This window comes from Paraburkholderia megapolitana, from assembly GCF_007556815.1.
GTDB lineage: Bacteria > Pseudomonadota > Gammaproteobacteria > Burkholderiales > Burkholderiaceae > Paraburkholderia > Paraburkholderia megapolitana.
In genome coordinates, this window is sequence record NZ_CP041743.1 from 1,820,023 (window position 1) to 1,833,914 (window position 13,892).

The 13,892-nt window shown below is 62.8% G+C and carries 14 protein-coding genes; 11 read left to right on the forward strand and 3 right to left on the reverse strand.

The genetic code is table 11. The features are described from left to right. Positions 1-46 precede the first annotated feature (46 nt). From FNZ07_RS07630 to pcaC, 3 genes are read left to right on the forward strand one after another with little or no spacing between them, the layout of a single operon-like run. Positions 47-1,426, forward strand: a complete 1,380-nt coding sequence (locus tag FNZ07_RS07630; RefSeq protein ID WP_091015124.1) for a 3-carboxy-cis,cis-muconate cycloisomerase — start codon at positions 47-49, stop codon at positions 1,424-1,426. A gap of 5 nt (positions 1,427-1,431) precedes the next feature. Continuing rightward, positions 1,432-2,220: a 3-oxoadipate enol-lactonase gene (gene pcaD, locus FNZ07_RS07635; protein WP_091015127.1), complete on the forward strand. Its 789-nt coding sequence runs from the start codon at positions 1,432-1,434 to the stop codon at positions 2,218-2,220. After that, complete coding sequence (pcaC, locus tag FNZ07_RS07640) at positions 2,220-2,609, forward strand: 4-carboxymuconolactone decarboxylase (protein WP_091015129.1); 390 nt, start codon at positions 2,220-2,222, stop codon at positions 2,607-2,609. The genes pcaD and pcaC overlap by 1 nt, the downstream gene beginning before the upstream one ends. A gap of 37 nt (positions 2,610-2,646) precedes the next feature. Here the strand turns inward: pcaC and FNZ07_RS07645 are convergent, their stop codons facing one another. The 3 genes from FNZ07_RS07645 to fdxA form a co-directional block, all read right to left on the reverse strand. Next, on the reverse strand, positions 2,647-3,354 hold the full coding sequence (locus FNZ07_RS07645; protein ID WP_091015132.1) for a TetR family transcriptional regulator: 708 nt from the start codon (positions 3,352-3,354) through the stop codon (positions 2,647-2,649). A gap of 92 nt (positions 3,355-3,446) precedes the next feature. Further along, positions 3,447-4,538 carry an NAD(P)/FAD-dependent oxidoreductase gene (locus tag FNZ07_RS07650; protein WP_091015134.1) on the reverse strand — a complete coding sequence of 364 codons (1,092 nt, stop codon included), beginning with the start codon at positions 4,536-4,538 and terminating at the stop codon, positions 3,447-3,449. A gap of 71 nt (positions 4,539-4,609) precedes the next feature. After that, positions 4,610-4,933 carry a ferredoxin FdxA gene (gene fdxA / locus FNZ07_RS07655; protein WP_091015136.1) on the reverse strand — a complete coding sequence of 108 codons (324 nt, stop codon included), beginning with the start codon at positions 4,931-4,933 and terminating at the stop codon, positions 4,610-4,612. 264 nt (positions 4,934-5,197) lie between these two features. Between fdxA and FNZ07_RS07660 the strand changes: the two genes are divergently transcribed. From FNZ07_RS07660 to FNZ07_RS07695, 8 genes are all read left to right on the forward strand, one after another. Further along, positions 5,198-6,796: a 6-hydroxynicotinate reductase gene (locus FNZ07_RS07660; RefSeq protein ID WP_091015138.1), complete on the forward strand. Its 1,599-nt coding sequence runs from the start codon at positions 5,198-5,200 to the stop codon at positions 6,794-6,796. 5 nt (positions 6,797-6,801) lie between these two features. Next, the gene (locus FNZ07_RS07665) at positions 6,802-7,845 is read left to right on the forward strand and encodes a UPF0280 family protein (RefSeq protein WP_091015140.1); all 1,044 of its coding nucleotides are present in this window, start codon (positions 6,802-6,804) and stop codon (positions 7,843-7,845) included. Next, a complete protein-coding gene (locus FNZ07_RS07670; protein ID WP_091015142.1) occupies positions 7,821-8,411 on the forward strand; it encodes an amino acid synthesis family protein in 591 nt (196 codons plus the stop codon). The genes FNZ07_RS07665 and FNZ07_RS07670 overlap by 25 nt, the downstream gene beginning before the upstream one ends. Positions 8,412-8,477: 66 nt before the next feature. Further along, the gene (locus FNZ07_RS07675; protein WP_091015144.1) at positions 8,478-9,062 is read left to right on the forward strand and encodes an amino acid synthesis family protein; all 585 of its coding nucleotides are present in this window, start codon (positions 8,478-8,480) and stop codon (positions 9,060-9,062) included. 71 nt (positions 9,063-9,133) lie between these two features. After that, positions 9,134-11,095 carry an ABC transporter permease gene (locus FNZ07_RS07680; protein ID WP_245811573.1) on the forward strand — a complete coding sequence of 654 codons (1,962 nt, stop codon included), beginning with the start codon at positions 9,134-9,136 and terminating at the stop codon, positions 11,093-11,095. Continuing rightward, positions 11,092-11,898, forward strand: a complete 807-nt coding sequence (locus tag FNZ07_RS07685; protein ID WP_091015148.1) for an ABC transporter ATP-binding protein — start codon at positions 11,092-11,094, stop codon at positions 11,896-11,898. Before FNZ07_RS07680 ends, FNZ07_RS07685 begins: the two co-directional genes overlap by 4 nt. Next, on the forward strand, positions 11,895-12,608 hold the full coding sequence (locus FNZ07_RS07690) for an ABC transporter ATP-binding protein (RefSeq protein ID WP_091015150.1): 714 nt from the start codon (positions 11,895-11,897) through the stop codon (positions 12,606-12,608). Before FNZ07_RS07685 ends, FNZ07_RS07690 begins: the two co-directional genes overlap by 4 nt. Positions 12,609-12,662: 54 nt before the next feature. Then, a complete protein-coding gene (locus FNZ07_RS07695) occupies positions 12,663-13,862 on the forward strand; it encodes an amidohydrolase family protein (protein WP_091015153.1) in 1,200 nt (399 codons plus the stop codon). Positions 13,863-13,892: the final 30 nt, after the last annotated feature.

The window sequence follows — 13,892 nt, forward strand, 5'->3', positions numbered from 1 at the left end:
GCGGCATGCCGCTCCTTTAAGGCTTTCTCGTCCCGTCGAAGTCACCATGCTCGAAGATAGCGCCCGTCTGACCGGTCTCATCTGCGGCACCCAACCGATGAACGACATCTGGTCGCCGCGCGCGACGCTGCAGCGGATGCTCGATGTCGAAGCGGCACTGGCTCGCGCATCGGCGGCACATCGTGTGATTCCCCAGGCTGCCGTCGCGGCGATCGAGGCCGCGTGCCACGCCGATCAACTCGACGCCGATGCGCTTGTTCACGATGCGGCGCTGGGCGGCAACCTTGCGATTCCCCTCGTCAAGCAACTCACGGCCCGCGTAAAAGCCGCCGACCCGCAGGCCGCGAAATACGTGCACTGGGGCGCAACGAGCCAGGACATCATCGATACCGCCACGGTGTTGCAGCTACGCAGCACGTTTGCTCTGCTCGATCGCGGGCTGCAGTCCACCTGCTCGACACTTGCCACGCTGGCTCGCACGCATCGCGCGACGCCTGCGGTCGGTCGCACCTGGCTGCAACAGGCGCTGCCGATCACGCTCGGATTGAAGTTCGCACAGTGGCTCGATGCGCTGCTGCGGCATCGCGACCGGCTCGACGCTGTGCGTGCACGCACACTGGTGCTGCAGTTCGGCGGCGCGGCCGGCACGCTAGCCAGCCTGCGTGAAGCCGCGCTGGACGTCACACACTCACTGGCAAAGGAACTCGATCTCGCCGAGCCCGCATTGCCGTGGCACACGCAGCGCGATCGCATCGCCGACGCCGCGTCGAGCTTCGGCATGTTGATCGGCACGCTCGGCAAGATCGCCCGCGACATCTCCCTGCAGATGCAGACCGAAATCGGCGAACTCGCGGAGCCCGCGGCCGCAGGCAAGGGCGGTTCATCGACGATGCCGCATAAGCGCAACCCGGTGGGCTGCGCAGCGGTGCTCACCGCTGCGACGCGCGCGCCCGGCCTCGTCGCGACGGTGCTTGCCGGGATGGTGCAGGAGCATGAGCGCGCACTCGGCGGCTGGCAGGCCGAATGGGATGCGCTGCCGGATCTCGCGCGGCTCGCGGGTGGCGCACTGGCGAATATCGAACAGATTACCAGCGGCCTCGACGTGAACGTCGGGCGCCTTGCCGCGAATCTCCAGGTCACGCACGGACTGATACTCGGCGAAGCGGTGATGCTTGCGCTCGGCGACAGGATCGGTAGGCTCGATGCGCACCAGCGGGTCGAGCATGCATCGAAGACCGCAGTCAGTACCGGCCAGCCGCTGCTCGACGTGTTGTGCGCCGATGCCGAAGTCACTCAGCATCTGTCGGTAGACGAACTGAAGCGTCTGCTCGATCCCGCTCATTACGTCGGCTCCGCGCACGCGTATGTCGATGCGGTGCTCACCCTTCACGCTACGCGTGAGAGCCGCGCGCTTTCAAAGGAGTAACGGGCATGCCCTACGCCGCAGTCAACGGCACAGAGCTCCACTATCGGATCGACGGAGATCGTCACGGTAGTGCGCCGTGGATCGTGCTGTCGAATTCGCTAGGCAGCGATCTGTCGATGTGGACACCGCAGGTCGAGCCGCTGTCGAAGCAGTTTCGCGTGCTGCGTTACGACACGCGCGGCCACGGTCATTCGGAAACGCCGAAGGGGCCCTACACGATCGATCAGCTCGCAGGCGACGTGCTTGGTCTGATGGACACACTGAAGATTCGTCGAGCGCATTTCGCGGGCATATCGATGGGCGGACTGACTGGCATTGCGCTTGCCGCGCGCCACGGCGAGCGCATCGATCGCGTGGTGCTGTCGAATACGGCGGCGCGTATCGGTTCGCCGGAAGTTTGGGTGCCGCGTGCGGCGCGCGCACGCAACGAAGGTATGGTGGCGCTTGCAGAAGCCGTGTTGCCACGCTGGTTTACCGCTGAATTCATCGCGCGCGAGCCACTGGTGCTAGCGGCGATTCGCGATGTCTTCGCGCATACCGACAAGGAAGGCTACGCGTTGAATTGCGAAGCAATCGATGCCACCGATCTGCGTCCCGAAGCGCCAGTTATCAAGGCGCCCGCACTCGTGATCGGCGGCACGCACGACCTCGCCGCGAAAGCCGAGCAGGGGCGCGAACTGGCCGCTGCAATTCCCGGTGCGCACTATCTCGAGCTGGACGCGTCGCACATTTCGAACATCGAGCGGGCCGATGCATTTACGCAGGCCGTGCTCGATTTCCTCACGGAGCCATGATGACTGAAGACGAGCGCTATGCAGCGGGACTGGAAGTGCGGCGTGCGGTGCTGGGCGATGCGCATGTCGACCGGTCGCTGGCGAATCGCACTGAATTCACCGAAGAATTCCAGAACCTGATCACGCGACATGCGTGGGGCGAGATCTGGACACGCGATGGTTTGCCGCGCCACACGCGCAGCCTGCTGACGATCGCGATGCTGGTCGCGTTGAATCGTAGCGAAGAACTCGCGCTGCATCTGCGGGCCGCGAAGAACAATGGCGTGAGCCGCGATGAGATCAAGGAAGTGCTGCTGCAGGCGGCCATCTATTGCGGCGTGCCGGCGGGGAATGCGGCGTTTCATCTTGCCGACAAGCTGTTTCGCGAGGAAGACGCGGCGCAGGGTTGAGAGCGGTTGCACATGCAACGCAACAGCATGCGTTTCTTCACGCTCCCGCTGTGTCGCCATCAGAAGGCAACGATGACTCCACCGGCACGTTGAGCAACACCGCACGCAACACCGTCTCCTTGATTGTCTCGCGCCAGTGCGCGAGCGCGGCCTTGTCCATCAACGTTTCGCCAAGAAACGCGCTCAACGTGTACTGGTTCGCGTTATAGAAGTACCCAAGCGACGCGATCATGATGTACACATCGCGCGCAGCAATGTTCGAGCGGAACACCCCTTGCGCGCGGCCCGCATCGAGCAGGCGCTGCACGACTGAAATCGCAAACCCGGAAATTTCCCGCAGCTTCGACGACTTCTTCGCATGTTTGCCCTGATGCAGGTTCTCGCTCGACAGCAGCGTGACGAACTCCGGGTGATCGAGGTAGTACTGCCAGACAAACTCGACCATCTGCGAAAGCCCGTGGACGGGGTCTTCCAGGTCAAGGTCCAGCTTGCTTTCGGCTTCGTTGAACTGCGTGTAGATTGTTTCCAGCACTTCGATGAACAACTGTTCCTTGCTGCCGAAGTAGTAGTAGATCATCCGGTCGTGTGACCGTGCTGCCTTCGAGATGCTCTCCACACGGCCGCTCGCATAACCCTGCTTAGCAAACACCCGGATTGCCGCCTTCAGGATCTTCGCGCGCGTGTCCTGTGCCTGTTTCGCACGGATGCCGGTAGCACCAGGTTTGCGGGCGGCAGTAGGACTCATGGGCGGCCTCTATTCACGGATCGGATTCCTTGGATGAACAATGCGCCGACCGCGTTTGCGACCGGCGCGATGCCATCATAACCAGGCGCGCTTCAATCGAACACTGGCGTTTCGACGCCTAGCACCTTGTGCAGCTTCGTGCTGGTCGTCGTGTACTGCATGTGGATCTTCTTGTCCGGGAAGATGTAGGGCGCCGCGCCGAACGCGGCGAGTGCCGCTTCATGAAAGCCCGACAGGATCAGTTTCTTCTTGCCCGGATAGGTATTGATATCGCCGACGGCGAAGATGCCCGGCACGTTCGTCTCGAACTTCTCGGTGTTGACGCCGATCTGTTTGCGCTCGATGCCAAGACCCCATTGCGCAATCGGGCCAAGCTGTGGCGACAGGCCGAAGAAAACCAGCAGGTGATCGAGTTCGAGCGTGCGTGTCACGCCATCGCCACCCGTTACCTTGAGCCGATGCAGCGCGTCGCCGCGATCTTCGAAACCGTTGACCTGGCCGATCAGGCATTGCATCGACATCTCGTCGCACAGCGCGCGCATCTTCGCCACCGAAGCAGGCGCCGCGCGGAAATCGTCGCGCCGGTGCACGAGCACGACGCTTTGCGCGACGTCGACCAGATTGAGTGCCCAGTCCAGCGCCGAATCGCCGCCGCCGCAGATTACGATGTCTTTGTCGCGAAAGAGTTCGGGGTCGCGTACCCGGTAAAACAGCTGCCGCCCATGATGCCTGTCGATACCGGGCACTTTCAGCGTGCGCGGCTGGAATGAGCCGACGCCGGCGGCGATGAAGATGGTCTTCGTGATGAATTCGGTGTTTTTGCTCGTACGCACAAAGAAGCGTCCGTCGTCGAGACGCTCGACAGTCTGTACTTCCTGTCCAAGATGAAACGTCGCGCCGAACGGCTCGATCTGCTTCATCAGGTTGTCAGCGAGTTCCTGTCCAGTGCACATGGGCACGGCGGGAATGTCATAGATCGGTTTGTCCGGATACAACTCGACGCACTGACCACCGACCACCGGCAGCGAATCGATTACATGAGCGCGAATTTCCAGCAGGCCCAGTTCGAACACCTGGAAAAGGCCGACCGGCCCGGCACCGACGATCAATGCGTCGGTTTCGATGGGCGTTGGCGGTTCGGCGCGGGTGACGGGCTGAGTCGGTTGATCGACGACCTCGTTCATGGTTTCTCCTCAGAGGGGAAGGTTGAAGGAACAACAGCGAGAGAACACGCTGAAGCGTACGGCCGTGCGCTTCAGCGTTCCAGCATCGGCAGCTTGTCCGTCACGTCTTTCCACGCGTCGGCATCGGGCAGTGGCGGCACGGCTTTAGTGATGACAGGAAAGACGGTTGCCAGCTCCGCGTTGAGCGCGACGAAAGCCTGCTGCCCTGCAGGCAGATCGTCTTCGGCGTAAATTGCATTGACCGGACACTCCGGAATGCACACCGCACAGTCGATGCATTCGTCGGGGTCGATCACCAGCATGTTCGGCCCGGCGTGGAAGCAATCCACGGGGCACACATCGACGCAATCGGTATAACGACAGCGAATGCAGGCCTCGGTTACGACATGAGTCACGGCAAGACTCCTTCTGCACGGTGCGAGACGCGCGAAATGGCGCGGCGCAGCATCGCAACCGGGTGGGGAAAAGACGTTGCGCAGTCTATTTTGATCGAGTAGATTTCAAGCAAGTTTGGTGTAGCGGATACTACACGAACGGTGAGTGACCGCAACATTTTTCAAAATTGCAGATGCTGTGTTTTGCGAGAAAGTGTCCTGAAACAAGGTGCTTTCATTCGCTGTGCAGGACCTGATGTAATGTCGTCGTATGGAACCCCACCCATGACTGAACATACGAAGGTCGATTTCGGTGCAGATCGTGTCGATGGCGCTACTGCCACGACGCCCGGTCCGACCGTGCTCGAAAAAGCCGCGCCGCGCAGCGAGCGGATGGCGGTGAACAAGATCGAATGCAATGCGTGCCCCGTGTTGTGCCAGATATCGGAAGGGCGCACCGGCGCCTGCGATCGCTATGCGAACGCGGATGGCCGGCTGATCCGCGTCGACCCGGTGTGTTTCGTGTCGCGCGCGACCGATGCGACTGAGCCGACGGCGATCGGTTTTAGCGCAGGTGCGGATGCGCAGGCGCAGACCAGTGCCGACAACAGCGCTCCGTTATTTGTAACCGGTGTTGGCGCATCGTCCACTTACCCCGACTACAAGCCCGCGCCGTTCATCGTGTCGTCGCAGCATGAGGGCGTCGATATGGTGACGGTCGTCACCGAAGGCATCTTCAGCTACTGCAGCTTCAAGGTGAAAATCGACACCGACCGCTTTCTCGGGCCGGAACAATCGAATGTGCGTTGCCATGGTGAGATCGTCGGCCACGTGACGACCGCCGAATACGGCTCGCAGATGCTGAGCCTTGGCGGCGTGCACCACCTGACGGGCGGCAGCAAGAAAGAAGGGCGCGTGACCTGCGACATGATGCTCGCGCTTGGCAACAAGGAAGCGGTTGAACTGACGATCGACGGCGGTGCGAGCCTCGTGATTCGCGCAGGCGCTGCGCCGGTTGTCGATGGTGTCGAAGAGCGGCGTATGCGGGTGGGTTGCGGTTCGGCCACGATCGGCATCTTTGCCAAACAGTGGTTCGGTCATGTCGACGAAGTCGTCGTCGTCGACGATCACATTACCGGTGTGCTGACAGAGCATCAGGCAGGGCGCTGTCTCGGCATGACGCGCTCGGGTCTGAAAATCCGTGGCCGCAAATCGACACCGGGCCGCTACTTTCAGGTGGCAAACCCCGGCACCGGCTGGGGCGGCACCGACATCCAGGACCCGCTCGCGATCGTCGAAGGATTTGATCCGGCAGTGGCACGTCCCGGCATGCGCATCTTGATGGTGTCGACGACCGGCGAACACGCGCAATGGTATGAACTCGACAGCGACCTGGTGCCGCGGCCCGCGCAGATGCCCGACACCGTACGTCAGACCGTCGAGCGGATCGGCGAGAACTGCGAGCCGTCGCTGGCCACCGTGCTGTTCATTGGCGGTGCGGGCGGCAGTCTGCGCGCGGGCGCGACCGAGAACCCGGTGCGTCTCACGCGTGCGATCAAGGAGCGTCTCGTCAACGTGACATGCGGCGGTGCGCCCGCCTATGTATGGCCCGGCGGTGGCATCACAGTCATGGTGGATGTGGCGCGGATGCCCGATCGTTCGTTTGGCACCGTGCCGACACCGGCGATCGTCGCCCCGATCGAATTCTCGATGACGCTCGATGCCTATCGCGAGCTCGGTGGTCACATGGATGCGATCAGACCGCTTGCAGACGTGCTTGCGCATGGGCCTGAGCATCTCGAAGGCGCGCCGCTCGCACGCCGCACGCTTGCTCGTCATCCCGACAACCCGTGGCCGCTCGGTATGCCACCGATGCTCGGATAAGCACGATGTCCAATGTCACTGCCCGCACGCATGCGCACACCGCAACCGCAACCGAAACGGCTGCGAGCGGTGCGACGCGCAGGCGTCTCGACGATGGCCGCTGGCATCTGCAGCATGGACCGATCGATCTGATCGTCGGCGCCGATGGCGACGAGGCTGCGGTACTCGCCGCGCACGATGCTTGCTGGCAGCGCTTCACGGTCGTACTCGGCGAACTCGTTACAGAACTACCGCTGCTGCGTACACGAGTACCGCAAACGTCGACATACGAAGACAACCCATGCCAGGGACCGATTGCACGACGCATGTGGTCCGCATGTCATCCGCATCGCGCAAACTACATCACGCCAATGGCAGCGGTAGCCGGCAGCGTTGCTGACGAGCTGATCCAGGCGTTCATGCGGCCCGGCGTCGCGCGCGCATTCGTGAACAACGGCGGCGACATCGCGCTGCATCTCACCGCTGGCCAGCATTACAGGATCGGTGTGTTCGCCGATCTCTCGGCATTTCTCGGCCCAAACCATCAAGCAGCACTCGACGGCAGCCTGACGCTCGACGCGACGATGGCTGTGCGCGGCATCGCAACGAGCGGCTGGCGCGGGCGCAGCTTCAGTCTCGGCATCGCCGACAGCGCCACCGTGCTGGCACGCACGGCGGCTGTTGCAGATGCGTCGGCGACGATCGTTGCAAATGCAATCAACCTGGACGATGCGAGCATCGTCCGGCGCCCCGCGTCGTCACTGAAAGACGACAGCGATCTCGGCGATCTGGCCGTCACCGTCGATGTACCGCCGTTGCCTCAACCGTCGATCGATCTCGCCCTCACACGCGGCGCGCAAACAGCGCAGCAGTTGTGCGACGATGGCACGATCGAAGGCGCAGCGCTATTCCTGCAACATAGCGCGCGTACCGTAGGCTTTCCCGAACACGACGTTCGCCACGTCGCGTCACGATTCACCGAATCCATTTTCGCGCCGCCGGACGCAGCAGGTCCGGGCCGCCATCCTCACTCACCGGAGGCATCGTGTTTGAAATACGCCGCGTGTTGACACACGTCGAAGACATTTTTCACGAGTTCGGTCCGCCGCCCGCGCATCCGCTTAGACGCGGCACGTTGGCCGCGGTGATGAAGAACCCGTTTGCCGGCCGCTACGAACCCGAGATCCAGCACGCGATGGAACTGCTGAAACCGATTGGCGTGACGCTCGCCGGCCAGTTGCTTGCGGCGATGGCGGTTCCGCACGCTGCGATCGAGGGCTATGGCAAGGGAGCCATCATCGGCGCGGCGGGCGAGCTCGAACACGGTGCGCTGTGGCACGTTCCCGGCGGCTATGCGATGCGCGAGCTGCTTGAGAAAAATGGCGTACCGACCAACGCAATCGTGCCATCCGCGAAGAAGGTTGGGGCGCCCTCAACGGCACTCGATGTACCCATGACCCACGTTAACGCGAGCTACGTGCGCAGCCACTTCGACGCAATCGAAGTGCGTGTGCCCGGCGCGCCCGCCGCGGACGAAATCGTCTATATCCTCGCGATGAGCACGGGGCAGCGCGTACATGCGCGTGTGGGCGGCCTGGCGAAAGAAGCGATCGCCGGCAAGGACGGGCTGCGCTGACCTGTTGTATGCACCGCATCGCCAGGACAGCCTCGTTATAGAACGAATCGATAGAAGGAGAGCAATATGGCAATCAAGCTTCGCAAGCTGATCGTGCAGGTGGACGAGACGCGCATCGAAATGGGCCAGACCATCGATCCACCGCTGCGTCGCGCGGTGGCGATCGCGGTGATCGACAATCCGTACGCGGGCCGCTATGTGCCGCAGCTCGATGCACTGATCGAAGCCGGCGAGGAACTCGGCGGCCTGCTCGGTCAGCGTTGTGTCGAAGCGCTCGGCATCGAACCGGGCGAGGCGCAGAGTTACGGCAAGGCAGCGATCGTCGGTGAAGCGGGCGAACTCGAACACGCCGCGGCGATCCTGCATCCGAAGCTCGGTGCACCGTTGCGCGCGGCTGTGCAGAAGGGCGCGGCGCTCGTGCCGTCGGCGAAGAAGATGGGTACGCTCGGCACCGCCATCGACGTGCCGCTCGGCCACAAGGATGCTGCATACGTGCGTAGCCATTTCGATGCGATCGAGGCACGCGTCGCCGATGCGCCGCGTGCGAACGAGATCGTCGTCGCAGTCGCAGTGACGGCGGGTGGCCGGCCGTTGGCGCGCATCGGTGGATTGCAGGCGAGCGAGATCAAGGGCGAAGACGGTTTGCGCTGATTTATTTCGCTGGTAGTGTCCAGCCGTGTACGTGCGGTCGATGTGCCTTCCAGGAAGTCGTTGAGGACCCGATGCTTTCGAATCTTCTGGTACAACTCGTCAACGGACTCGCCGATGCGTCCGCGCTGTTTCTGGTCGCGGCGGGTCTGTCGCTGATTTTCGGCGTGACGCGCATTGTCAACTTTGCGCACGGCTCGTTCTATATGGTCGGCGTCTATGTCGCGTACACGTTGACGAGCCGCTTCGGCGCGACGATGGGCGGGTTCTGGCTGTCGGTGCTCGGCGCCGCGCTCGCCGTGGCCATACTCGGCGCACTCGTCGAGTTCGTCGTGCTTCGACGCATCTACCAGGCGCCTGAACTGTTCCATCTGCTCGCGACGTTTGCGCTCGTGCTGATCTTCCGCGATGCGACGTTGTGGCTCTGGGGTCCGGAGGATCTGTTTGGGCCGCGCGCTCCGCATCTGGCCGGCGCGGTGAATCTGCTCGGGCACGCAGCGCCCACCTACGATCTGCTGCTGATCGTGATCGGACCTGTCGTGCTGTTGCTGCTCTGGTACGCACTGACGCGCACGCGCTGGGGCACGCTGGTGCGTGCCGCGACGCAGGATCGCGAGATGCTTGGCGCGCTCGGCATCAATCAGGCGTGGCTCTTTACCGGTGTGTTCTTCGCCGGTGCGTTTCTCGCGGGGCTCGGCGGTGCATTGCAGGGGCCGCGCATGTCCGCGAATCTCTCACTCGATCTGGATACGATCGGCAATGCGTTTGTCGTTGTCGTAGTCGGCGGGATGGGCTCGATTCCGGGCGCTTTTGTCGCGGCGCTGCTGATCGCGGAAATCAAGGCGCTCTGCATCGGTATTGGACATGTGTCGATCGGCGGAATCGATCTGTCGTTGAGCCGGTTCACACTCGTCGCTGAGTTTGTCGTGATGGCGATCGTGCTTGTCGTGCGGCCGTGGGGTTTGCTCGGTCGTGCCAGCGCTGCCGTTCGCGCGATGGCCGCGCCGGAAGCGCCGCTGCGGCCCGCGGGCCGACGCTTGCGCTGGCTTGCGGCGTTCGTAGCTTTAGTACTGGTGCTCGCACCGCTCGCGGCCAATGCGTTTCCGTATATGCCGGTGCTGCTCGTCGAAATACTGATTGCCGTGCTGTTCGCTGCGAGCCTGCATTTCATCATGGGGCCCGGCGGGATGCATTCGTTTGGACACGCAGCCTATTTTGGGCTCGGTGCTTATGGCGCTGCGTTGTTTCTGAAAGTGCTTGCTCTGCCGATGGAGGTCGCACTGCTGCTAGGTCCGTTGCTCGCGGCTGGCGGTGCAATCGTGTTCGGCTGGTTTTGCGTGCGGCTATCCGGCGTCTATCTGGCGATGCTGACGCTCGCGTTTGCGCAGATCGTGTGGTCGGTGGTGTTCCAGTGGGATGACGTGACGGGGGGGAGCAATGGCTTGCTTGGTCTCTGGCCGTCGAACTGGCTGTCTTCGCCGGTTGCGTACTACTACCTGACGCTTGCATGCGTTGCGCTCGGCGTGTGGCTTTTGCGTCGAATGCTGTTCTCGCCGCTCGGCTACGCGATGCGTGCGTCGCGCGACTCGGTACTGCGTGCCGAAGCGATCGGTATCGATGTGAAGCGCGTGCAATGGGCCGCGTTTGTGATCGCATCGCTGTTTTGCGGCCTTGCCGGTTCGCTGTATGCATTCTCGAAAGGAACGATCTCGCCGGAAGTGATCAGCGTGAGCCGCTCCGTCGACGGGCTCGTGATGGTGCTGCTCGGCGGTTTGCAAACGTTGACCGGTCCGGTGGTCGGCGCCGCGGTATTCACCTGGCTGCAGGACACGGTTGCGCGGCAAACCGACTACTGGCAGGCGTTGCTCGGGCTCGCCATTCTGTTGCTGGTGATCGCGTTTCCTCAGGGTATCGTCGGTTTTGTGCGCGAGCGGTTCGGCAACGATGACGTCGAGCCGAAGAATGGTGCCGCGCATCCTTCTTCTGAGGCCGGTGCAACTGCGTCGGCCGCAGCAGCGATGAAGGAGGGCCTATGAGCCTGCTGCGCGTAACCGGGCTGTCGAAATCGTTCGGCGGATTGACGGCTGTCGACGGCGTGTCCTTCGATCTCGCCGCAGGCCAGCTGCTCGCGCTGCTGGGACCGAACGGCGCGGGCAAGTCGACCTGCTTCAACATGGTCAACGGACAACTGCGTCCTTCGGCGGGATCGATCCAGCTCGACGGTCACGAACTGGTCGGTATGCGCCCTCGCGATATCTGGCGACTCGGCGTGGGCCGGACCTTCCAGATCGCGGCCACCTTCAACTCGATGACCGTGCTCGAAAACGTGCAGATGGCATTGGTGTCGTACGAACGCAAGTTGTTTGGCTTGTGGAAACCGGCACGCTCGTGGCATGCGGACGAAGCGTTCAGTTTGCTCGAACAGGTCGGCATGGCCGCGGATGCAAATCGTTCCTGCGGCGTGCTCGCTTATGGCGACGTGAAGCGCGTCGAACTCGCCATCGCGCTCGCAAACCGGCCGAAACTGCTATTGATGGACGAACCGACCGCAGGCATGGCACCGAAGGAGCGCAACGCATTGATGGCGCTTACGCGGCAACTGGTCACTGAGCGCAACATCGGCGTGCTGTTCACCGAACACAGCATGGACGTGGTGTTCGCGTACGCCGACCGGATGATCGTGCTCGCGCGCGGCAAACTGATTGCCGAAGGTGACGCGGACACGATTCGCAACGATCCGCGCGTGCAGGAAGTGTATTTCGGCACGGGTAAGACGTTCCAGCCGCGTGCAGCGTTGAATCACGCGGCCGCGCCGACGAACCAGGGAGCGCTGCAATGAGCGAAGCGCTGCTGAAAGTATCCGGCCTTAATGCGTTCTACGGACGCGCGCATATCCTGTTCGACGTGAATCTCGAAGTCGGCCGAGGCGAAGTCGTCGCGCTGATGGGCCGCAACGGCGCTGGCAAATCGACCACGATGAAAGCGGTGATGGGTCTGCTGCCGCGGCGCCAGGGCCACGTCACGTTTCGCGGCACGGATATCGGTGCGCTGCCGCCGTACCGCATCTCGCGCATGGGTATGGGCTTCGTGCCGGAAGATCGGCGCGTGTTCGCCGATCTCACGGTGATGGAGAACCTCGATACCGGTCGTCAACCGCCGCGCGAAGGCGCACCGCAATGGACGCCCGACAAACTGTTCCGCCTGTTTCCGAATCTCGGCGAAATGCCGCAGCGTCCCGGCGGACAGATGAGCGGCGGCGAACAGCAGATGCTCACCGTATCGCGCACGCTAATGGGCAATCCCTATCTCGTGCTGCTCGACGAGCCCTCGGAAGGCGTTGCTCCCGTAATCGTCGAGCAGATGGCGAACATGATTCTCGAACTCAAACGCGAGGGGCTCTCCATCCTGCTGTCGGAGCAGAACCTGCACTTCGCCGAACTCGTGAGCGACCGCGCGTATGTGCTCGAAAAAGGGCAGATCCGCTTCAGCGGGACGATCGACGAACTCGCAAAGAACGAAACGGTCAGGCGCGCGTATCTGAGCGTCTGACGCCGGCAGCACGGTATTCCACACCGCGCTGCGTCGTCGCACAAGGAGGAACAGATGGCAGTTGAGACGTTGGCAGGCACATCGGGCAAGGTCGTCGTGAAGCGCATCGGCCTCTTGCTGTCGGGCGATATCGATCACCCCGTACTCGATGCGGACACGCTCGTGATCGACGACGGGGCGATTGTTGCAATCGGCCGCGAAAAGGATTGCGACACGGAAGGCGCGCTGACGACGATCGATTGCAAGGGCACAGCGGTGGCGCCTGGTCTGATCGATTCACACGTGCACCCGGTGTTCGGCGACTGGACACCGCGACAGAATCAGATGGGCTGGATCGAGTCGAACCTGAACGGTGGCGTGACGACGATGATCTCTGCGGGCGAGGTGCATTTGCCCGGCCGCCCGAAAGACATCGTCGGTGTGAAGGCGCTGGCGATTACCGCGCAACGTTCGTTCGAAGGGATGCGCGGGGCGGGCGTGGGCGGCGGCGTGAAAGTGCTGGCGGGTGCGCCGATCATCGAAAAAGGCATGGTCGAAGCCGACTTCAAGGAGCTTGCCGAGGCGGGCGTGAAGCTGCTCGGCGAAGTGGGACTCGGCAGCGTGAAAGCCGGTGAGGAAGCGGCGCAGATGGTTGCGTGGGCACGCAAGTACGGCATCCAGAGCACGATTCACACGGGCGGTCCGTCGATTCCCGGCTCAGGCCTGATCGACAAGGACGTCGTGCTTGCCGCCGACGCCGACGTGATTGGCCACATCAACGGCGGCCATACGTCGCTGTCATATCGTCATGTGTGCGACCTGTGCGAGCAATCGAGCCGCGCGCTCGAAATCGTCCACAACGGCAATGAACGCATTGCACTGCTTACAGCGCGTCACGCCATCGAACTGAAGTGCCCGCATCGCATCATCCTCGGTACCGACAGCCCGGCTGGCTCGGGCGTGCAACCGCTCGGCATCCTGCGGATGATCGCGCTGATCTCGAGCCTCGCCGACGTGCCCGCCGAAATCGCTTTCTGCTTTGCGACCGGCAACACCGCGCGCCAACGCAATCTGCGCCAGGGGTTGATCGAAGTGGGCCGTCCCGCCGATCTCGTGTTCATGGATCGCGCGCAGCACACCGCGGGCGCGACGCTGCTCCAAAGCGTGCAGCTCGGCGATATTCCGGGGGTGGGGATGGTGATGATCGACGGATTGATCCGCTGTCGTCGCAGCCGCAATACGCCGCCCGCGACCGAAGTACCGGTCGTCCTGTAGGCACGGCGCGCTTACGCCTACGCCGCCGCC